This is a genomic window from Acinetobacter sp. YH01006 (genome assembly GCF_013420445.1).
GTDB classification, from domain to species: domain Bacteria; phylum Pseudomonadota; class Gammaproteobacteria; order Pseudomonadales; family Moraxellaceae; genus Acinetobacter; species Acinetobacter pseudolwoffii.
Window position 1 is genome coordinate 112,588 of record NZ_VOYB01000005.1, and the last position, 20,876, is coordinate 133,463.

Annotated in this window: 22 protein-coding genes; 12 read left to right on the forward strand and 10 right to left on the reverse strand. The window is 42.8% G+C overall.

Annotation, left to right across the window (positions count from 1 at the left end; genetic code table 11):
- Positions 1–36 precede the first annotated feature (36 nt).
- Positions 37–984 carry a M28 family peptidase gene (locus FTT73_RS06450; protein ID WP_180191170.1) on the reverse strand — a complete coding sequence of 316 codons (948 nt, stop codon included), beginning with the start codon at positions 982–984 and terminating at the stop codon, positions 37–39.
- A 151-nt stretch (positions 985–1,135) separates the two neighbouring features.
- On the opposite strand from FTT73_RS06450, the gene rlmH reads away from it, so the two are divergent.
- The 3 genes from rlmH to FTT73_RS06465 all read left to right on the forward strand — a co-directional run bounded on the left by rlmH (position 1,136) and on the right by FTT73_RS06465 (position 3,411).
- Positions 1,136–1,618 carry a 23S rRNA (pseudouridine(1915)-N(3))-methyltransferase RlmH gene (rlmH, locus tag FTT73_RS06455; RefSeq protein ID WP_005096341.1) on the forward strand — a complete coding sequence of 161 codons (483 nt, stop codon included), beginning with the start codon at positions 1,136–1,138 and terminating at the stop codon, positions 1,616–1,618.
- A 110-nt stretch (positions 1,619–1,728) separates the two neighbouring features.
- Positions 1,729–2,505, forward strand: coding sequence for a class III extradiol ring-cleavage dioxygenase (locus FTT73_RS06460; protein ID WP_005096339.1), 777 nt, complete (start codon positions 1,729–1,731; stop codon positions 2,503–2,505).
- A gap of 132 nt (positions 2,506–2,637) precedes the next feature.
- A complete protein-coding gene (locus FTT73_RS06465; protein ID WP_034609074.1) occupies positions 2,638–3,411 on the forward strand; it encodes an META and DUF4377 domain-containing protein in 774 nt (257 codons plus the stop codon).
- A 65-nt stretch (positions 3,412–3,476) separates the two neighbouring features.
- Here FTT73_RS06465 and gdhA read toward each other — a convergent pair whose 3' ends face one another.
- Complete coding sequence (gdhA, locus tag FTT73_RS06470; RefSeq protein WP_074383062.1) at positions 3,477–4,820, reverse strand: NADP-specific glutamate dehydrogenase; 1,344 nt, start codon at positions 4,818–4,820, stop codon at positions 3,477–3,479.
- Positions 4,821–5,167: 347 nt separating this feature from the next.
- Here gdhA and FTT73_RS06475 point away from each other — a divergent pair, with 347 nt between their 5' ends.
- Positions 5,168–5,959 carry an RnfABCDGE type electron transport complex subunit B gene (locus tag FTT73_RS06475; protein ID WP_180191171.1) on the forward strand — a complete coding sequence of 264 codons (792 nt, stop codon included), beginning with the start codon at positions 5,168–5,170 and terminating at the stop codon, positions 5,957–5,959.
- A gap of 4 nt (positions 5,960–5,963) precedes the next feature.
- A complete protein-coding gene (gene nth / locus FTT73_RS06480) occupies positions 5,964–6,677 on the forward strand; it encodes an endonuclease III (RefSeq protein WP_100328794.1) in 714 nt (237 codons plus the stop codon).
- 117 nt (positions 6,678–6,794) lie between these two features.
- Here the strand turns inward: nth and FTT73_RS06485 are convergent, their stop codons facing one another.
- The 4 genes from FTT73_RS06485 to FTT73_RS06500 all read right to left on the reverse strand — a co-directional run bounded on the left by FTT73_RS06485 (position 6,795) and on the right by FTT73_RS06500 (position 9,732).
- Complete coding sequence (locus tag FTT73_RS06485; protein WP_100534398.1) at positions 6,795–7,010, reverse strand: hypothetical protein; 216 nt, start codon at positions 7,008–7,010, stop codon at positions 6,795–6,797.
- Between the two features lie 86 nt (positions 7,011–7,096).
- Positions 7,097–7,756 (reverse strand): adenylate kinase, encoded by a 660-nt coding sequence (adk, locus tag FTT73_RS06490; RefSeq protein ID WP_005096329.1) that lies wholly within the window; start codon positions 7,754–7,756, stop codon positions 7,097–7,099.
- A gap of 75 nt (positions 7,757–7,831) precedes the next feature.
- Positions 7,832–9,148 carry a hypothetical protein gene (locus FTT73_RS06495; RefSeq protein ID WP_005096327.1) on the reverse strand — a complete coding sequence of 439 codons (1,317 nt, stop codon included), beginning with the start codon at positions 9,146–9,148 and terminating at the stop codon, positions 7,832–7,834.
- Positions 9,149–9,213: 65 nt separating this feature from the next.
- Positions 9,214–9,732 (reverse strand): hypothetical protein, encoded by a 519-nt coding sequence (locus FTT73_RS06500; RefSeq protein ID WP_005096326.1) that lies wholly within the window; start codon positions 9,730–9,732, stop codon positions 9,214–9,216.
- A 238-nt stretch (positions 9,733–9,970) separates the two neighbouring features.
- Here FTT73_RS06500 and mrdA point away from each other — a divergent pair, with 238 nt between their 5' ends.
- Positions 9,971–12,022 (forward strand): penicillin-binding protein 2, encoded by a 2,052-nt coding sequence (gene mrdA / locus FTT73_RS06505; protein WP_180191172.1) that lies wholly within the window; start codon positions 9,971–9,973, stop codon positions 12,020–12,022.
- Position 12,023: 1 nt separating this feature from the next.
- Positions 12,024–12,581, forward strand: a complete 558-nt coding sequence (gene rsmD / locus FTT73_RS06510) for a 16S rRNA (guanine(966)-N(2))-methyltransferase RsmD (RefSeq protein WP_074383065.1) — start codon at positions 12,024–12,026, stop codon at positions 12,579–12,581.
- Positions 12,582–12,674: 93 nt separating this feature from the next.
- Here rsmD and FTT73_RS06515 read toward each other — a convergent pair whose 3' ends face one another.
- Positions 12,675–12,893 (reverse strand): hypothetical protein, encoded by a 219-nt coding sequence (locus tag FTT73_RS06515; RefSeq protein ID WP_005171910.1) that lies wholly within the window; start codon positions 12,891–12,893, stop codon positions 12,675–12,677.
- A 244-nt stretch (positions 12,894–13,137) separates the two neighbouring features.
- On the opposite strand from FTT73_RS06515, the gene FTT73_RS06520 reads away from it, so the two are divergent.
- The 3 genes from FTT73_RS06520 (at position 13,138) to FTT73_RS06530 (ending at position 15,188) form a co-directional block, all read left to right on the forward strand.
- A complete protein-coding gene (locus tag FTT73_RS06520; RefSeq protein ID WP_005171912.1) occupies positions 13,138–13,872 on the forward strand; it encodes a sulfite exporter TauE/SafE family protein in 735 nt (244 codons plus the stop codon).
- Between the two features lie 99 nt (positions 13,873–13,971).
- Positions 13,972–14,733 carry a 3-oxoacyl-ACP reductase gene (locus tag FTT73_RS06525; protein WP_180191173.1) on the forward strand — a complete coding sequence of 254 codons (762 nt, stop codon included), beginning with the start codon at positions 13,972–13,974 and terminating at the stop codon, positions 14,731–14,733.
- A gap of 134 nt (positions 14,734–14,867) precedes the next feature.
- A complete protein-coding gene (locus FTT73_RS06530) occupies positions 14,868–15,188 on the forward strand; it encodes a hypothetical protein (protein WP_005096317.1) in 321 nt (106 codons plus the stop codon).
- Positions 15,189–15,266: 78 nt separating this feature from the next.
- Here FTT73_RS06530 and FTT73_RS06535 read toward each other — a convergent pair whose 3' ends face one another.
- Positions 15,267–15,815: a 1-acyl-sn-glycerol-3-phosphate acyltransferase gene (locus FTT73_RS06535; protein ID WP_180077454.1), complete on the reverse strand. Its 549-nt coding sequence runs from the start codon at positions 15,813–15,815 to the stop codon at positions 15,267–15,269.
- A gap of 440 nt (positions 15,816–16,255) precedes the next feature.
- Between FTT73_RS06535 and FTT73_RS06540 the strand changes: the two genes are divergently transcribed.
- Positions 16,256–16,549 carry a hypothetical protein gene (locus FTT73_RS06540; protein ID WP_159516440.1) on the forward strand — a complete coding sequence of 98 codons (294 nt, stop codon included), beginning with the start codon at positions 16,256–16,258 and terminating at the stop codon, positions 16,547–16,549.
- A gap of 170 nt (positions 16,550–16,719) precedes the next feature.
- On the opposite strand, the gene FTT73_RS06545 is transcribed toward FTT73_RS06540, so the two are convergent.
- On the reverse strand, positions 16,720–17,874 hold the full coding sequence (locus FTT73_RS06545; RefSeq protein ID WP_180049624.1) for a LuxR C-terminal-related transcriptional regulator: 1,155 nt from the start codon (positions 17,872–17,874) through the stop codon (positions 16,720–16,722).
- A 230-nt stretch (positions 17,875–18,104) separates the two neighbouring features.
- Between FTT73_RS06545 and FTT73_RS06550 the strand changes: the two genes are divergently transcribed.
- Complete coding sequence (locus tag FTT73_RS06550; protein ID WP_005096313.1) at positions 18,105–18,599, forward strand: copper resistance protein NlpE; 495 nt, start codon at positions 18,105–18,107, stop codon at positions 18,597–18,599.
- 67 nt (positions 18,600–18,666) lie between these two features.
- Here FTT73_RS06550 and FTT73_RS06555 read toward each other — a convergent pair whose 3' ends face one another.
- Positions 18,667–20,358, reverse strand: a complete 1,692-nt coding sequence (locus FTT73_RS06555; RefSeq protein WP_180077228.1) for a YadA-like family protein — start codon at positions 20,356–20,358, stop codon at positions 18,667–18,669.
- Positions 20,359–20,876 lie beyond the last annotated feature (518 nt).

A 20,876-nucleotide genomic window follows, 5' to 3' on the forward strand; every position in this document is an offset into this window, starting at 1 on the left:
GCTCCGGCAGGGTTTTTTATTGTGTAAAGAAATTGATTAAGGTTGCAAGGCCATCGCTACCAGCCCATCAATCACATAGGTCATCTTTTTCAGATCCAGTTTATCCAAGGTGTCCAGCTCAGTATTATAATAAGGGTTACGATAATGCGCCGTATCGGTAATTAACATGGTCGAATAATTGAATTTGGCATAATTCAGATAACCAGAAAAATTCATATCCTGAGCAAAAGTTGGACTAATAAAACGTTGACATTCCAGACGGTTAAGACTTTGCATGGCAGTACAATAATCTCCGGTCATTCCGGTCGAGGCCAAATGACCAATCGCGGCAATAAAGTTCCCATGATCTGGATAAATCCATTTCAACCCCACCGGATAAGTCTGCACCAGATTTTCATCAAAATAGCCAATTGAATCCAGAATCACCACACCTTTCAGCTTCTGCTTTTTTTTCTTGAGCGACTTGGCATGAATATAGCTGCCCATATGTTCTGTCTTGAAAAAAGGCGGCTCTTCCAAGGTATAAAAAGCAAATTCGATCTCATGTTTGAGCTTGGATTTTTGCAAGGCCAATAATCTTGCGGTTTCCAGTAAACCTGCCACTCCCGAGGCATTATTGTCAGCACCATATCGATCACTAAAGACATCATAATGCGTGCCCATGACCATTTTGGTTTTGGCCTGAGCATTTAAATGGCAAATGACATTTCGATAGCTTAGGCTATTAACTACATAGACCTGAAACTGACAGGGAATGCCAAAACGCTGCATCTGTCCTTTAATCCATGCAGACACTCGATTCAGTTCTTTAACATTCTTGTAATTTCGAAATTCATCGACACTCATGATCTGGCTGAAAAATAATTCCAGATGAGAAATTTGAGCGCGTGTGTTGGTATTGGCAGCACTGAAACTTGAGCCGATTAGACCGATGACCAACAGCAGCCAAGTACAACATCCTTTTATGATGACCTTAGTCCGCATTTATTATTATCCATTCCTTTATCAAGCGGAGACTTGAACTCAGGACATTAAAGCAGCACTAAATCCTTCATTTCAATTTCAATTTGTTTCCCGACTCAACTTCGTGTTGTTTGATCGTTATAATGAAGTATCCAATTATTGATCTGTCTGTATGAAAATCCGTATCCTGACCATTGGTCAAAAAATGCCAGCATGGGTGCTGACTGGTTTTGAAGACTATTTCAAGCGTATTCAGCCCTTTGTACAGACCCAGATTATTGAACTGCCCATGGCCAAGCGCGGCAAAAATGATTCTGAAGCGGATATCCTGAAATATCGAAATATTGAGGGTGACAGCATTTTAAATGCACTCAAGCAGAACGAAATCCTGATCGCGCTAGAAGTGGGTGGACGTGAGTTCAGTACCGAAAAACTGGCTGAAACCATGAAAGGCTGGATGCTGGAAGGCAATGATGTGGTACTGGCGATTGGCGGGCCAGATGGTCATTCGGAAGCAGTACGTAAAGCTGCTGCATGGCATTGGTCCCTCTCTAAGCTCACACTCCCCCATCCCATGGTTCGGGTGATGCTGATTGAACAACTGTACCGTGCAATGACCATTAACCATAATCATCCCTACCATCGTGCAGGTTAATGACGTTGCTGAAGCGTTCTTTTTATGCAACGTTTTGTTGAATAATTCCCCCTGCTTTTTTCGTTATTTTTAATGCATTATTGAGACATCTTCTAGATGTGGTTTGACTTATGAACTTACAAACGTTGCCCGGCTTATTTATTTCTCATGGCTCTCCTATGCTGGCGCTGAATCCTGAGCAAGTGGGTCCTGCCTTGCATCGTTTAAGCGAAAACCTGCCACGCCCGGAAGCGATTATTATCATGTCAGCGCACTGGGAAAGTGAGGCACTGGAAGTCAGTAGCGGTATTCGACCAGAGACCTGGCATGATTTCCGTGGTTTTCCGCCAGAGCTGTATCAATTACGCTATCCTGCACCAGGAAATCCTGAACTGGCCGAGCAGATCTTGGGTTTGCTGGCCAATGCCGGTTTTGCTGCACATGCCAATAGTACTCGTCCACGTGATCATGGCGTATGGATGCCGCTGCTGCATATGTATCCGGATGCGGATATTCCAGTGGTTGAAATTTCCTTGCCCATGTCGATGAGTGCCGATGAAATCTATAAAATTGGTCAAAGTCTGGCACCGCTACGTGAGCAGCAAATCCTGCTGATTGGTTCAGGCAGTATCACGCATAACCTACGTGAACTGTCTTGGGATGGAACGGCGGCTGATGTACCGGTATGGGCATCAGATTTCCGCAATTTTGTCGTTCATAAACTGGCCCATAGCGATTATGATGCGATACTGGACTGGTCCAATATTCCACACATGGCGCGTAATCATCCAACACTGGAGCATTTTGCCCCGATCTTCTTTGCGATGGGGACCGGAAGCCGCTTTAGTCTGGTGCATAGCAGTTTTAGCATGGGTTCTCTCGGCATGGATGTCTACCGCTTCGATTAATCTTGATTGAAAACTCAAAATTTTAACTTTTAAATTTGGATACATTTTGCAACCAAAATCTGCGATATGTATCCATATCTTTTAGAAATGCATCCGTTATCATTTCAATTCTTTGTTCTTTATTATAAATCCATGAAATTAAAATTTATTGTACTGGCATTATTACCTTTAACTTTTGCAGCCTGTCAGTCGGGTGATATCCAGCAGGCTGGAGATCGTACAGTGGCTACCCTACAACAAAAAAGTGCAAATCAGCTTCTTTCTGCCTACCACTGGCAACTAGATCGCGGGCTGGAACGGCCAATCGTGCTCAGTTTCGATGCTCAAGGCCGCCTGAGTGCCGTGACGGGCTGTAATGGACTCAGTACAAACTGGTCAGTGAAAGATAATATTATCAGCACCAGCGAAGTCATAGGAACCGAAATGGCCTGCGATACCGCACTGATGCAACAGGAACGCTTTGTCAGCCAGCTTTTACAAAAACGTGCAATTCCTTTTGCGCTCAATACCACGAACCTTGACCAGCCGACCCTAACGCTTTCCGCTGCCGATGGTCAAAAATATGAATTTACCGGGAAAATGACTCCGGAAACCAGATATCAGGGGCAAGCTGAAACAATTTTTCTGGAAATTTCCCCAGATACAAAATCATGTACCGGTGTGGCTCAGCAAAGCTGCTTGCAAGTTAAACAGGTTAAATATGATCAAAACGGTCTGAAGACCCAGGTCGATAAGGACTGGACATTATTCTATGACCAGATTGAAGGTTTTCAGCATTCACCGAATGAACGCCAGATTATTCGGCTAAAACGTTTTGAAATTAAGAACCCTGCGGCAGATCAATCTAAATATGCTTATATTTATGACATGGCAGTCGAGCGCGAAGCCGTGAAAGGTTCATTATAAAATATCTATCCATAAAAAAACCGAGGCTATGGCCTCGGTTTTTTTAAAGCGACACTCAATCAGACTTAGAATACGCCTTGAGCAAGCATTGCATCAGCCACTTTTACGAAGCCTGCAATATTGGCACCGTCTACATAGTTCACAGTACCGTCTTCTTTGGTACCGAATTTTACGCAGTTACGGTGAATTTCTTTCATGATCGCATGTAAACGCTCATCAACTTCCTCAAAGGTCCAGCCTAAACGCAATGCATTTTGCGACATTTCCAGACCAGAAGTGGCAACACCACCTGCATTTGATGCTTTACCTGGCGCATAAAGCGTTTTCGCTTCAATGAATTTCTCTACAGCAGCCAAGGTTGAAGGCATGTTTGCACCTTCAGCGACACAGATCACGCCATTTGCGAGAAGCTTTTCAGCATCCTCCGCATCCAGTTCGTTTTGAGTCGCGCATGGCAGTGCGATATCACATGGAATACCCCAAGGACGTTGTCCTTCCAGATATTCAAAACCATGTTTAGAGGCAAATTCTGAAATACGACCCCGTTTTACGTTTTTAAGTTCCATCACTTCAGCAAGCAATGCTTCAGTGAAACCGTCTTTGACGTGAACCGTACCCGCAGAGTCAGAAAGTGAAACCACTTTCGCGCCCAGATACAACGCTTTGTCAGCAGCATATTGCGCAACGTTACCAGAACCTGAAATTGCGACAACTTTGTCTTTGAAGCTTTCGCCACGAGACTTGAGCATTTCCTCAGCGAAATACACAGTACCGTAACCCGTTGCTTCCGGACGCGCCAATGAACCACCGAAGGTTAAACCTTTACCGGTGAATACACATGCAGTGTCGTTACTTAATTTTTTCATCATGCCGGCCATATAGCCCACTTCACGACCGCCCACACCAATATCACCTGCAGGGATATCTGTGTTCGCACCCAGGTGACGATATAGCTCGATCATTAAAGCTTGGCAGAAACGCATGATTTCGCCTTCTGATTTGCCTTTAGGGTCAAAATCAGAACCGCCTTTACCACCACCCATAGGAAGTGTGGTTAAAGCATTTTTAAATGTTTGCTCAAAGCCTAAGAATTTTAGGATTGAAAGATTCACGGAAGGGTGGAAACGCATACCACCTTTAAATGGACCGATCGCTGAGTTGTATTGTACGCGGAACGCACGGTTTACCTGAGTTTGACCTTGGTCATCTACCCAAGAAACTCGGAACTGGATCGCACGTTCTGGCTCAACTAGACGTTCTAGCAAACCATGTGCTGCGTATTGTGGATTCTTTTGAATGAATGGCCACAAACTGGTCATCACTTCTTCGACAGCTTGAAGAAATTCTGGTTGGTGTGCATCACGTGATTTTACGTAATCTAGGAACTCATTAAGTGTGTTGTATTTCAACGCTTAATCCTCAGCAGAAAATGGATCAAAATTGGTCAAATTTACAATCAATGTTAAATTTTGGCGCAAAATATTAAATATCTTTTGTAACTAATCTACAATACTTTTTTTGAAAATACTTTAAAATTAATTTGATAACAAATATTTATATTGATTATGAATATTTTTTCTATGTCAGGAAATGCCAATTGAATCAAGGCTTAGATTCAGATTTATGCCTAGTAATAAGGCATAACTTGACCCTTAATTGCGCACGACTTAGGAGTTTAAAAATATGTTAAAATGCATAACTCGACATATTTTGTTTCACTTACTGCAAAGCTCAGCATGAGCAGCTCTGGTTATTCATGAATTCGCCAATTTCTCTGGTCCAATCGATTGATGCTTTACTCCCTCAAACCCAATGTGGACTCTGTGGTCATCGTGACGGATGTTTACCTTATGCCCAGTCGATTGCTGAGGGTGAAAATGCCAATAAATGTGTGCCAGGCGGACAGCCTGTTGCCGATGCTTTGGCTGCATTATTAAATCGTCCTGAACTTAGGGCTGAAAAAAGTGTCTGGCCAGTTCAAGCCGATGGTCGCCCGCAGCGCATCAAAGCCGTAATTCGTGAAGATGAATGTATTGGCTGTACCAAATGTATTAGCGCCTGCCCGGTCGATGCGATTATTGGCGCCGGCAAACTTATGCATACAATTCTGACCGATCTGTGTACTGGCTGCGAACTGTGCATTCCACCGTGTCCGGTTGACTGTATCGATCTGGTCGAAGACCCACAGCCTTTGCCGACTGAAGCACAGCGTATTGCTGAGCAGGACGATTTACGTCAGCGCTATTATGCGCATATCCAGCGTGAAGAAAAACGCCGTACTGACCGCAAGGGCCCAGTCGTCCGTGCAGAAATCAATACCGCCCTGTTTGCCCAGTTCTCTGCTTTAAATGAGCAGCTTCCTGTGATTGAAGTTGTGAATAAGCCGGCGAATACTCCGATTACGCTAGATTCTAAAACCACGATTGAACTGGCAAAACTACGCACCCAAATTAAAAAGCTGGAAAAACAGCTTTCGGTTCGTGAAGATGCCAGCAAACGCCTGCAACTGACAGAATTAGCTGAAAAATTACAGACCTTACAGGGATAAGTACATGACCACTGCGAGCACAAAACCTGTAAAAAACATGACCAAAAAACAGATTCAGACCTTTTTTGAACGCCTGCGTGAACAGCGCCCCAATCCGAAAACCGAGCTGAATTATGCCAATCCCTTTGAATTACTGGTCGCCGTGACTCTGTCTGCCCAAGCCACCGATGTCAGCGTGAATAAGGCCACGGACAAACTGTTTCCAGTCGCCAATACACCGGAAACGATTTATGCGCTTGGTGTGGATGGCTTGAAGGAATATATCAAGACCATTGGTTTATATAACTCAAAAGCAGTCAACGTAATTAAAGCCTGTGAGATGCTGATTCAGAAGCACAACAGCGTGGTACCGGATAATCGTGCGGATCTGGAAGCCTTGCCGGGTGTGGGACGGAAAACGGCCAATGTGGTGCTGAATACTGCCTTTGGTCAACCGACCATGGCGGTGGATACACATATTTTCCGGGTTGGTAACCGTACCGGATTGGCTACAGGTAAAAATGTGCTTGAAGTTGAGCATCGACTGGTCAAAGTGATTCCGAAAGAATTTATCATTGATTCTCATCACTGGCTGATTTTACATGGCCGTTATTGCTGTATTGCCCGTAAACCGAAATGTCATGAATGTGTGGTCGCCGATGTGTGTAACTGGCCTGATCGTTTTGAATTTGGTGCAGCGCGCGCAATTGCAGTGAAGAATATCGCTATTTCTGAATAGAATTGCAGAACTAAACTAAGACCGAAAAAAAGGTGATCAATACCTCACCTTTTCTACAATTTTCAACATACCGCTTTTATTTAAAACTGGACTCAGCTTCCACTAAAGCATGCCGAATTATTTATTCTGATCGTGTTCAGCCTGTTCCTGTTCTTTTTTGCGCTGTTCAAGCTCCGCCTGCAATTTCGGGTGCAACTGGCGTTGTGGATGCTTGGCTGCATTTTCTGCACGTTCTTCCTGACGTACTTTATTCAGTATTTTAAAACTCATATAGAACAGACCCACCAACACTGCCAGAAATATAATCATTAACACCAACACGCCAAATTTCATAGCCACAGCACCTGTTCAAATACGCAATAAAAAAGAGCCCTAATATGACTTAGGGCTCTTCGATTGTCAAAATCATCGTTAGCCGATTATTTTGCTTGATCCAGAATCGCGAAAAGCTCAGTCTGAACCTGATCGATTGGACGCAGACCGTTTAACTTGTTGTAAGTCGGTGCATTTTCACCTGATGCTGCACGGCCTTGGTAGAAGCCCACCAGTTGCTCAGTTTCAGTATGGTAAGAACCTAAACGTTTACGAATTGTCGCTTCCAGATCATCTGGACGCTGAACCAGATCTTCACCCGTTTCGTCATCTTTACCTTCCACTTTTGGCGGGTTGTAAACGATGTGATACACACGGCCAGATGCCGGGTGCTGACGACGGCCAGAAAGACGTTGTACGATCTCTTCATCTGGAACATCGATTTCAATCACGTGATCGATGTTGATACCTTCGTTTTCTAAAGCTTCTGCTTGAGGAATGGTACGCGGGAAACCATCAAAAATACAGCCATTTACACAATCAGGTTGCGCAATACGCTCTTTGACCAGACCAATGATCAACTCATCAGAAACCAAACCGCCATTGTCCATGACACTTTTAGCTTGTAGACCTAATTCAGTTCCTTCACGAATTGCAGCACGGAGCATATCACCGGTTGAAATTTGTGGGATATTGTAGCGCTTACAGATCAACTGAGCTTGTGTACCTTTACCTGCTCCAGGTGGTCCGAGTAAGATAATGCGCATATATAAACATCCTCATTTAAACAATATGTATGACGCCACGACCACAATCGCCCGATTGTGTCCCCCGGCATCTCATTATAAGAAAGCCACAAACAAATGGATTAAACCCGCGACAAAACCGGTTACCCCACCCAATAAAATCAGAATCCATTCATCTTCCTGAAATGCAGGACGTAAAAGATTCTGAAACTCCTTCGGAGTCAACTCGCGTATGCGGTCTCTAAACATTTGATAGATTTTCTGTGCACGGCTCGCATTAAATGCTGGGTCGCATACAGGCACCATCGTAATTTCAATCGAGCGATCGATCAAGTCCGTCTTGAGTTTTGCATACTCTTTTGGCCCTAAAGACAGCTGTAAAGAGGTCCGAACCAGGGGTGTTTCCATAATTTCATTAATATGACGTTTGACAATGCGGCGGGTTTTGTCTTTTTTCCCACCATACATCATCTCGGTCATGATCGATTTTAACGTAATCAGATCTTCTGTGACTACACTTGCGAAAACATCAGAGACTTCATCCTGACGTTTCATAAATGCGCCTTGTATGTTATAGGTGCCAATACGCGGAATGACAGGTTTAATCCATGGAAACTTGCGACTTGTGGTACGGCTAAAGAATTGCGGGTACTTTACCGGATGCGGATAGAGCGGGTTGAATACCATCCAGATCGCAATCCAGTTAGTCAAAAAGCCCCAGATGGCAGCCCAGAACGGGACAGTCCAGTGCCACGGCACCACGAACCAGACAATCATCTGGAAAATACCAAAGAACATGCCGATGAGTGCACTGATATGCCAAATAAAATTGATTTCTTTTTGGCCCACTTTCAGGAACATGCGCACCATTAACCGACGGTCACCTTCCATCTGGCTGACCACCATTTCACGCATATCGACAAGTGACTCGACGTTCATGGTCAGCTCGGTCACCAATTCACGCAAAATTGCCGGCATTTGTTTTTGTGCCTGTGCATAAATTCTGCGTTTGATGGCAAAAGGCAGGTTTTCCCAAAGGACTGCATTACGATCCATCATCACTTCATCAATCAGATGTTCCAGTTCGAAACCGACCTGTTCACCAATGATCCGTGCCATATCATCTGGATCCATCGCCTCTAAAAATTCGCGAATAGAACCCAATTTAGACAAAGTGTTATCGGTAATAATGCCTGAAATACGGCCAGCTTTGCGTGGCACGATCCCCTGCCAGCCGACAGGTACAGGACCGAGATGGACACCCCAAAAATTGATCGGATAAAACACCATTTTCAGTGCCATCCAGACGTGAGCCCATGTTACAAATGCGGTCACCGGAATAATGCTGAGCACGGCCCAAAAATCCGGGCGATTCACAAAGGTTTGCCACAATTCGTTGACGTACTCAAGCATGCATAAGTTCCATATTTAATTTTTTGTTCACAGAATACACATATTTATAAGGTCAAATATTTTGTCTATAAACCGATACTTAAAGTATAGGAAAATTGTAGTCGCGGTTCAGTTTCGGCCACCACACGACCATTTCGATCTTCAAATTTCTCTCCGGCACCAATGCCGACACTAAAACTGCTGATTCGCTCTGAACTCAACAAAACATAGGCCAAATCAATTCCAGCACCTAAGCGAGCCTTGTATTCATTGTCGACGCGTTTGCTTTCAATATGACCCGCATAGCCTCCGACATAATACCCATTTTTATCTTTGCCGGTCAGATGCGCAGGATAACGAAAGCCTACTTGCCCCCCTATCGTTCGATCATCATCCAGAAAAACCCCACCTTTCACATAAGCAATCCCATAAGGATTAACCCATTCAGTATTTAAATGTACCAGCTTCCGGGTAAAACCAGCCCCAACATTAAAGGCTTTTGCCTGAGTCGCTTCTACTTTATCTGCAGTATTATTGATTTGATCATGTGCATAGGCCCCGTTCGCCCACAATGCAAACGCCAACAAAGGGTAAACCTTGTTCATTCCTTCACCATCTTCCTTAATTCTAGTTTTTGGTATAGTCCTATTTTTATTCGATTTTACTGTATCAGAATTATCACAACTCTTATATACAGCACTTTACAATTTTCATGTCTGCAAAGTCAAAGCTTAAAGGAACTGATCGTAATGGCAGTTTTTCATTATCAAATCAAGTCCAGTTGCGTTAGAATATTCCACTTTGATTCTTTCCTCCTTTCCTCAGGTCTCAAGTCGATCGCGTATGAAGCAGCACTTTCCTTTAAAAAATGCACAACAAGAAAAGCGCATCTATCGTAGTCGAGTATGGATTTCTGTTGGAATCGTCATCTTTTTTATGCTGCTGCTGGTCAGCCGCTATGCTTATTTACAACTCTTTAATTTCGAGACCTTCAGTACCGCTTCTGACCAAAACCGGATTCGTCTGCAACCTCTGCCTCCAGCGCGCGGTTATATTTATGACCGTAACGGCGTATTGCTGGCCGATAACTACCCGGTTTTTACCGCAACTTTAAGCCGCGCCGATGTGCAGGATATTGACCAGACTTTGGAACGTCTGAAGCCTATTCTGGAGCTGACCGAAGAAGATATTGAACGCTTCCAAAGCCGGATCAAAACAGCACGTAGAACCGAACGGGTTTCGATCAAGCTCAACCTGAATGAAAATGATATTGCCCGTTTTAGCGAGGTCAAATATCAGTTTCCGGGCGTGAATATTGAAACCCAGATGACCCGCTATTATCCGCATGGCGACCTGTTTGCCCATGTGATTGGTTATGTGGGCCGGATTAATGACAAAGAACTCAAAGCCATTGACAAGGATCTGTATGCCGGGACCAACCTGATCGGGAAAATTGGGGTAGAAAAATCCTATGAAGAACTTCTGCATGGGGTGCCAGGAAATGAATCGGTAGAAGCGGATGCTTTTGGTAATGTGCTACGGCATTTGGGCCGTAAGGATCCGGTGCGCGGTAATGATCTGTTCTTGTCACTGGATTATGGTTTGCAGGTGGTGGCTTCAGAGCAACTGGCTGGACGCCGTGGTGCGATTGTGGCGATGAATCCGAAAACTGGGGAAATTCTGGCGCTGGTTTCCAGCCCAAGTTTCAATCCAAATCTGTTTGTGACCGGTATCAGTCATAAAGATTATAGTGATCTGCGTGATAATCTGGATCAACCTTTATACAACCGCGCCGTGCAAGGGGTTTATCCTCCTGGTTCAACCATTAAACCGATGTTTGCATTGGGCGGCCTGCATTATGGTCTGGTGGACTGGGATACCACTATTTCTGATCCGGGCTATTTCAGTCTGCCGGGCGATAGTCACCGCTTCCGTGACCATAAAAAATCCGGGCATGGCGCAGTCAACATGCACAAAGCTCAGGTCGTTTCTTGTGATACTTATTTCTATGTCATGTCCTACCGCATGGGCATTGAGAAAATGAACACCTGGATGCGTCAGTTTGGTTTTGGTGAAAAAACCGGCGTGGATTTACCAAGTGAAAGCTCAGGACTGTACCCGAACCCGGAATGGAAGATGCGTACCCGTAACGCCAAATGGTTACGAGGTGAAACTATTTCGGTGAGTATCGGTCAGGGGGCTTTCACTTCAACGCCGTTACAACTGGCCATGGCAACGGCCATTACCGCCAACCATGGCAATAAAGTCATTCCGCATGTGTTACGTGAAAGTCGCGGTGCCAAAACGTTCAAGGTACATAATGGTACCCACGGCAAAATCGATTTTAATGGTCAGGAAGAAGACTGGATCAAGATGCGTGATGCCATGGTCGACGTGATTCAATCTGGTACAGGCCGAGGCATCAAAAGTGGCTTACAATATTCCATTGCAGGTAAAACTGGTACAGCTCAGGTGAAGAGTATTGCTCAAGGCAAGCGTTATAATGAATCCTTATTGACCGACCGTCAGCTGGATCATGGCCTGTTTGTCGGTTTTGCACCTGCTGAAAATCCTGAAATTGCGATTGCGGTCATTCTGGAAAATGGTCGTGGCGGTAGTGCAGCCACTGTGCTGGCTCGTCCGATTTTTGATTATTGGTTGCTGCATAAAGATAAGAAGCCGGTACGCCCGCAAGGTCATCAGCTAAGTGGTGGTCTGATGACAGCCGGAATCAAGCCTGCTGAATTGCCAAGTGGTGCAGGCATGTTGAGTCAAGATGCAGCAACTGTAGCTCCAGCCAATATTCAGCCACCAGATCCTGCCACCAATCCATCTGCAAATGCAGCTGATCCAGCTGTAGCACCTCCTGCTCCCACACCGGTAGAACGAGACTAAAATGAAAAACCAACTTCGAATTATTGGGGGTGACTGGAAACGTCGTCAACTACCTTTTGCCAGTATTGAGGGTTTACGCCCGACGCCTGATCGAGTACGCGAAACCCTGTTTAACTGGCTTATGTGGGACGTACAAAATGCACAGGTTTTGGACATTTGTGCAGGATCTGGTGCCTTGGCTTTTGAAGCCTTATCGCGTGGTGCGGCCTCAGTCGTCATGATTGAACCAGATCGTACTCAGGCACAATTCCTGACCCAGAATCTTGAACTATTACAAGTCACCAAAGCACGCGCCCAATTGAAAATAGCAACGGCGCAGCAAGCTTTAACCAGCCTGCAAACACAATTTGATCTGGTTTTTCTCGATCCACCGTATAACCTGAACTTATGGGAAGAGCTGGCATTACAGGCGGATCATCTGGTGAAAAATAATGCTTATATTTATGTGGAAGCAGACCGTGATCTACAGTTGCTTAAATTACCAGTGTCATGGCGACTCATTAAAAATACCAAAGCCGGTACAGTGCGTGCAGGGCTTTATCAAAAAAGTGTTTCTTAAATAAAGTCACAATTAAGACCCATTAAAAAAAGGATTCCGCGGTGGAATCCTTTTTTGTCAATAATAGTCAAACTGAAAGACGCGAGAAGTATTTTAGTCACGATCACGGCGCCAATCACGGTTGTCACCTCTGTCACGCTTCCAATCCCGATGATCTCTATGCTCCCGATTTTTCCAGTCACGATCCTTGTGGTCTCGATCATAATGTCCGTTGCGATCCCGGTGATCACGAGAACCATCATCCCATGGATCAACCACACAACCAGTTAATGACACTGCCAATACAGAAAGTAAAATCGCTTTTTTAATCATGTCCCTAATCTCTTTACTGCACCCTATCAGTATCAGGCGAGTTCATAGAGACTAAACGAACTCATTGTTGCTCTGTTGTAGTGATTTATGCATTTTTATGCAGGAATAAAAAACTCATTCCTTATTTTCGTTTTAATATTTTACGCACATTTGAACTTTAATTTGCATAAATACAGCTAACTAAAAGCTTGGCTTTTGCCCTGATCTTTAGAATACTGCTGCCTTTCCTTCTGACCTGACCTTTATGACCTGGCTGTTATTTATTCTTGGTGCAATGGTCGCTGGTTTCGTACAGGGGCTGACCGGTTTTGCCTTTGCCCTGATTGCCATGTCATTCTGGGTCTGGGTATTGGCTCCGCAACTGGCAGCGCCCTTGCTGGTATTTGCTTCTATCTGGAGTCATTTAATTTCACTGACGCAGGAACAGAAGCCCCCAATATTATCTAAACAGTGGCTACTGCCTTATTTAGTGGCTGGTCTGATTGGCGTACCGCTCGGCACTTACCTGCTGCACATCATCCAAGCTGATACATTTAAATTGGTTTTGGGCATTTTCCTGGTGCTCTGGTCTCCGCTGATGCTGCTCAATCCACAAATCAAAACCATTCAGCGCTCGGGAAAAATAGCCGACAGTAGTATCGGATTGATGGGTGGAATATTAGGTGGACTCGGTGGTTTCTGCGGAGCTGTCCCTTCAGCATGGGTGATGTTGAAACAACTCCCGAAAGCCCAGCAACGCTATATCTTGAGGCATTTTAATTTTGCAGTTCAGGTCTTCGCACTCGGTACCTATCTATGGCAAGGTATGATCGATCAAAGTCATTTACCCTATATGGCAGTGTTAATAGTTTTTGTCAGTATTCCGGCCATTTTAGGGGCAAAACTCTTTTATAAAATTTCTGAACTGCTGTTTAAACGTATTATTTTGAGTTTGCTGTTCAGCGCCGGCTGTTTTCTTATAGCGTCCCAATTCATTTAAGCCCAATCTCATGCAGAGTTGATTTACTTTGCCCCAAGCTTGAATCCGCTGACATAACTGCTATGTTAGGGCCAATATTTCGTAATATAGATCATCATTATGCAGATTCGTGATCAGATTGTTCTCGTTACCGGCGGAGCACGTGGCTTGGGTTTGGCGATTACTCAAGCCCTATTGGCAGAAGGTGCTCGCGTCGTCGTCAATTATCATAGCAGTCAGCAAACCGCCGAACAGCTTGCGCAGCAGTATCCCGAGCAGGTCTTTATTTATCAGGCCGATGTCACTCAGGCTGATCAGGTACGGACTTTATTTGCTGCGGCAAAAAAGCATTTCGGGGAAGCGATTCATGCGGTCGTCAATAATGCGCTGATTCAGTTTGAATTTAATGGGAATGATCGTCCTAAGGTTGAAGATTTAACTTGGGAGACCATGTCGCGTCAATTCAGTGGTGCAGTACAGGCCGCCCTCAATACCACGCAAGCCGCACTGGACGATATGAAGCACACGGGTTTTGGCAGGATCATCAATATCGGCACAAACTTAGTGCAAAATCCGGTGGTTCCTTATCATGACTATACCGCAGCAAAAGCGGCTTTACTGGCCTTTACCCGCACTACGGCGCAGGATTTGGGACAATATGGTATTAATGTCAATATGCTCTCTGGCGGCCTGTTACAAACCACAGATGCCAGTAAAGCCACACCAGACTTTGTTTTTGATCTAATTGCTCAATCAACTCCTTTACGCCGCGTGATTACACCAGAAGAGTTTGCTGCTGCAATCCTGATGTTTTTATCGCCTTATTCACGTGCCGTGACCGGACAAAACCTGATTGTGGATGGCGGCTTGGTTAAAGGCTAACTGACCAGAGAATAGACCGGGATTTTTAGATTCTATTGTTCTATTTTTTGACCATCTGGTAGATTAAAAAGGTTTTGTGACCGGATTTTACTTCTACAATACGGTGTTCCCATAAAACCTTTTGTCTATTTTCTATGAAATTTATCACGACATTGCTCAGTACCCTATTGCTGGCAGGTTGTATGTCTAGCGATCTGAAAAAATCGGAACAGCTGCTGCAAAATTTCCAGTGCTCCCAGATCGAGATGTCACAGATGTCGCATACCAGCATGACCGATTATTATCAGCATTCGCTCTATAGCACAAAATCCAAGGCCGAAGCGTATATCGAGCATTATCACCAAGGTGAAAAATTATTTGATATTCCGTTATCGGAAGTTGTGCAACAGCAATATGAGCTGTATAAAAGTGCCTGTCAAAGCCTCGGTGGAATTTTACCCGCTTCTGAAAACTAAGTAGTATTTGTCTGATATTCTTAATTCTTAGGCAATAAAAAAGCAGGGAAAATACCCTGCTCTTTTTACAACGCAATTTTAATTCTGATAATAACGCTGATCGACACTGAAACATTCAGGGAATTTTGGCTGAATATCTGCATAAAATGCCATGATTTCCCCCATATCTTTTTCATAATCCCCTGTCGGATAAACAATTTTACCTACACCAGTTTTTTTCTTAGCATAGTCCATATAAGCCAAAGCAATCGGTACACCCGCATTGATCGCAACATGATAAAAACCGGTTTTCCACTGTTCCTGTTTGGCACGCGTTGCTTCTGGTGTGACCAGCATGACCAGTTTGGGATGGGTCTTAAATAAATCCGTCATCACCTGTACCATGCTCGGACGCGGTTCACCCGGCTGCTTAGGTCGACGGTCAATCCCGATTCCGCCCATCGCCCGTACAAAAGGCCCCAATGGAAATTTCATATAACTGTCTTTAATGGTTAAGCGAACATTCACACCTAACGCTTTCAAAGCCAGACGCGCATAGAGTGCATCCCAGTTACTGGTATGAGGAGCAGCAATCATGACACATTGCTCTAAATCTAGTGGCCAGTGATTATCAATTTCCCAACCCATCATGTTCAGACTTTGTTCTGCTAACTTCTCAAACACCTTATGCACCAGTTCTATTCAAATCTGCGCAGATTCTAGCAATCTAAGCAAATATAGATAGTGCAAATTGCACAACAAATAACCAATTAATCTATATTTGTATAATTAGATTTTTCAAATAAAAAATGAATTAAACACTTATACATTTCAACTTAATTTACCCATCAAGCAGCACTCAGGTTTGACTACCTCGCTCCATCAACGATGATTGTGAAATAAATTCAAGAGCTTATTCACTAAAATGCTCCTACCCTCCTCATTTTGGGATATGGCAAAACATCACGTCTTTTTATACTTCCCTGACATTATAATTTCAGCAAGATTCTGATGAAAAAGACTTTAATTTGTCTTGCTTTAACGGGGTTAATCACGGCATGTGGCGGTTCGGACAATGATTAAGCCATATGAAAATATTCTTCGACAGCACTCAATTAAAAATTTCGGAAGCCCAAAATCCAGATGAAAGTGCAATTTTTACGAAAATTACCCTTCATAATTCGGGAATTATAGGTGCCTGGAGCTCAGGTTCGGGTAAACAATTATTCGTTTTCAAGGCAAATCATACATATACGCTAGTTGATGCTATCGGGCATGATCAAGTCGAAGCTGGAGACACATCTTGTAGTGGAGCGGGAATCGAATATGGTAACTACCAGATCCGAGATAGTAAATTATTTGTAGATTGTTCAGATCATTGATACCAACGGTTGTACAGGTCTTTCCGAGACTCATGCACATTTAGGTTTGTTAGGTACAATTGATGCTATTACCCTCACATTGACGGGAAGTGGCGAAGGTGGTTTTACACTCTCTCGACTCAACTAAAATAAAATCAACTCAGATAATCCCATCAGAAGATGGCGTTATCTTAATCAATATGTTCAAACTGAATCGTACATCCCATTAATAAGTGCATCAGCTCAATTTGTGAGGTGCAGTTGGTCTTTTCATAAATATTTTTAAAATAGGTGCGAACTGAACTTAGGGTAATACCACATTGCTCTGCAATATCTTCCAGCTTATAGCCATTAATTAACAATTCACATAAATCAAACTCTCGCTTTGACAGATGGTAGCACTGCTGTAGATAAGCTCTGGACAGTGAGTAATGCTGGTTCTTGTCGGTCATAAATAATGCAATCTGGTGCTGATCCGCTTGTAAAAGCTGCATATTTCTTAATTTTTTAAACGGCACGATTGTGAGCATTAATTGAGACCCTGTACTATCACTCAGTGCCAAGACTCCACCGACCTCAGCCTGAACCGTTGTAGCATCCAGTAAAGCACTTTCTAACAACTGATCAAGACGTGCCTGCTGAGAAGGATGGGTTTTTAGATGATTATGTCTATCCAGATCCAGACATGAACTTTGCTGAATCATCTGCTGTGCAACAGGATTGGAATAGCTTAAACACAAGTTTTGATCAAGCAGCACAATCCCTGTTTTTAAACCCTCCAATAGCGTATACAAGTTTAAATTATCTTGTTGAATCAAGCTGATTTGTCGGTGAATTTGTAAAGCCCGGCGTAAATGAATACTGATTCGTCGGAGAAAATCCAGCTCTGCCTGTTCAAAAGGCTGCACCTCAGGCGCACGATGGATACCGAGTACGGCCCAGCGATAATGACCTTGATCGAGCAACACGCCTGCCAGATAGCAGACACCTGTTGGCTTTAAACATTTTTCATAAAATACATAATGATCCGTACCGGGCCGCTCTGCATAATGCTGACAATTCTGATTTAGCGCATCCCCCATCTCAATATCATTCCATAAGGGCATATGGAGCTTCATATCAATCACTCTGATACGCTCATCCTGATAGGCAGCCAAACTTTCATTCGGGATATTATACGTGTGAACAAAATCATAGCCTGGATTAAGCTGATCCAGACCGGTAAAGATTGCACTCTTACTTTTAGTGTAGCTCACGATATCTTCGATCACCTCCAGCCACAAAGCTGGCAATAATGCAGCATCATAAATTTTTGCAATAAGATTATTTTCTTGTTCTAATTTCATTGCTGCCTCATTTTTTATAGTTCTTTCTTAATCATAGCGCCAAGCAGCCCTTGGTGAAACGACATAAAATACCTTTAATATTTTATGAAAATCCCTGAAGTCTATTGATTGATGAATAACTTTGATCTGATTCACCTAATGAATCAAACTTTAACAAGATTGCTCTATTTATCTATACAGACTGCTTTTTAATGTAATTAGCTAACAAATAAATCCATAGGATCAAAACAATGAAGAAATTTATATTCACCGCTGCGATGGCAGTCGCTATTTCATCAACGTTGACAGCATGTTCAAAACAGAATGACAATGAGCCAATGAATCATAATGCACCATCCAGCCCAGCGATGACGGAGCAAAATAACCCCGGTACCAATCTGACTCGGGCTGATAGCGCAGAGACCTCATTAGATTGGGCAGGTGAATATGAAGGTGTATTTCCTTGTGCCGACTGTGAAGGCATTAAAGTCGAGTTACAGCTTAATTCAGATAAGACTTATGAACTGAGTGAAGAATATTTAGGGAAAGCTAATAATAATGAATTTGAACTCAAAGGCAGTTTTAGTTTTGATCCTCAGGATCCATCACTCATCACATTAGATAACAAAGCTGAAAACCGTAAATTCTTTGTTGGCGAAAATTTTATCGAAGCACGTGATGTTGAATCAGGTAAAAAAATTGAGAGTAATTTAAATTACAAATTAGTTAAAAAGTCTTCATCATAATTTTGTAAAGACATAAAAAACCCCCGCATATTGCGGGGATTTTTTTATAGCTCAGTATAAGGAGTAATTACTTACCGCCAAATACGTATGATACACCTACACGGCCACCAACTTCGTTACCGCCAGCGAAACCAAGAGCAGCACTTACAGAAGTACGGCCATCAGCAAACACGCTTGCAACACCTAGAGCACCAGCAGACTCACCTTCATAGTGACCTACACCGCCAAATACAGCGAATTGACCAGCACCGATGTTAGGAATTTGTTGTTGAGCAGCTAATGCAATTGCCACACCACGGTAAGCAGTTTTTTCTACGTCATCAACACGTGAATTCAACTGATCTACACGGCTATTTAATTGACCAGCTGTAGTGTTGAATTGAGTCAAACGAGAATCAACTTCAGTAATTTTGGCATCGATTGCTTTATTAGCATCAGCAACTGCAGTATCAACAGTAGAAGTAATGCTTTGGCCATTTACAAGGAAACCAGCAGCATCGATTGTACCAGTAGTTTTGATACCATCTGCTGTAATAGTGGTTTTAGCATCTGTGGTACCATTTGCATCGGTTGTAGATTTTTTAACTTCTAAACCATACACATTACCGCCTTCTGAATCAGTAGCGATAATACCAGTTTCTACACTTTGAGACTTAGTTGTAGTTGGACCATTTGTACCAACCTGGAAATCTGTACCTGCTGGAATTACACCTGCAGATGCATTGGTATCACTACCACCCACTAAAATTTGACCAGCATTGTCAAAAGATTGTACCGATTCACCGTAAACAGTTTTGGTAGCACCTACAAATGCTGTTGAATTAATTTGGTTTGTAACACCACCAAATAAGCCTGAAGCTGCGCCAGCACCTACTAATGTAAGGTTTTCGATTGAGTCGGCAGTTGTTTCAGTAAGTTTCTTATCAGCAGAAACTGAATAATATTTACCATTAAACTCAATAATTTGTGCATCACGAACACCAGCTTCACTAATTGTACCATAAGCTTTTAGCGGTGTAGTATCTACAGCTGTGCCACCAACAATTTGCTGTGATGTCAAAGTACCTGTTTCATAATTAATAGAAACATCACCATTCAAATTTTCTGGGTTAACTTTAATTAATGTTAAACCATGTGCATTAAGTGCAGTCTCAGCAACAGTAGTTGTACCATTTGCAGCAACAAGCACCTCTGTTGAAACTAGACCAAGGTTGTTACCATTCGAACCGTCAAAAGCACCTACAGAAAGATTTTGGAATTTACCATTGCCAACAATAGAGCTATCTGCTTCTTGCAATAAACCATCAATCGGTTGCTCATCACCTTCGATTTCGCTGGTTACGTTACCAGAAAATTGAACTTCATCGCCTATTACAGTTGTATTAGAAGATAATGAATATTCCCAAGTATGAGCTTCACCTGCAATTACTTCTGTAAGTTGAGGTTGTTCAGGACCACCGACAATAGTTTCAGTACCTACTAAACCACCACGTACAAACGTATAACCTTCTGCCTTAATAGTTGCAACTGACTGATTTGCTAATTCATTAAATTTATAGTCAGTAGTAGAACCATCAATTAAGTCACGTGTATAAACTTTGTTACCAATTGCATATACATAAGTTGGCTCTGTCGCACCTTCTTCAGTGAATGCATACTGATCGACAACTTGCTCACCTTTTTTTGGCTCAGCCGCATTCGCCATTGTGAATGAAGCTAAAGTTAAAGCAGCTGCTAAAAGAGTCTTTTGAAATTTCATGTAAATTTCCTTCAATTTTTATAAAAAGACTGGTCTACCCTAGGATTGATGTAAACCAGCAAAACTGAGTTGAATGTCTGGTTGTTCTGGAGACTGCCATCCACTACCTGCCGCTGCTAGAGCGGACCTGAGGCAATAATATACAAAACGAAACAAAGATATCAATCAATATTTGATTTATTTTTAAATTTAAAATTGATTTTAAGGGTGAAAATAATATGAAATTAACTTAAGATTTTGTTTTAAATAGCAATTTAAGAAATAAAAAATGATAAAGTAACCTTGATTAATTAACAGATTGATTACCTGATATTTGTATTAAGCTAAACTAAACATAAAATATAGAAACAAATAATAATTACAAATAATTACAACAAGATAGGCTAAAAAACTTTGTTACAATTGAAATATGAGTCGAGTTTTCTTAAAATTATGCTCTTAAAATCATTGTAGTATTTTTAAATACATTTTTAAGATAAAACTTATAAAGTGTATGATGAGATAGAAAGAGAGAACTT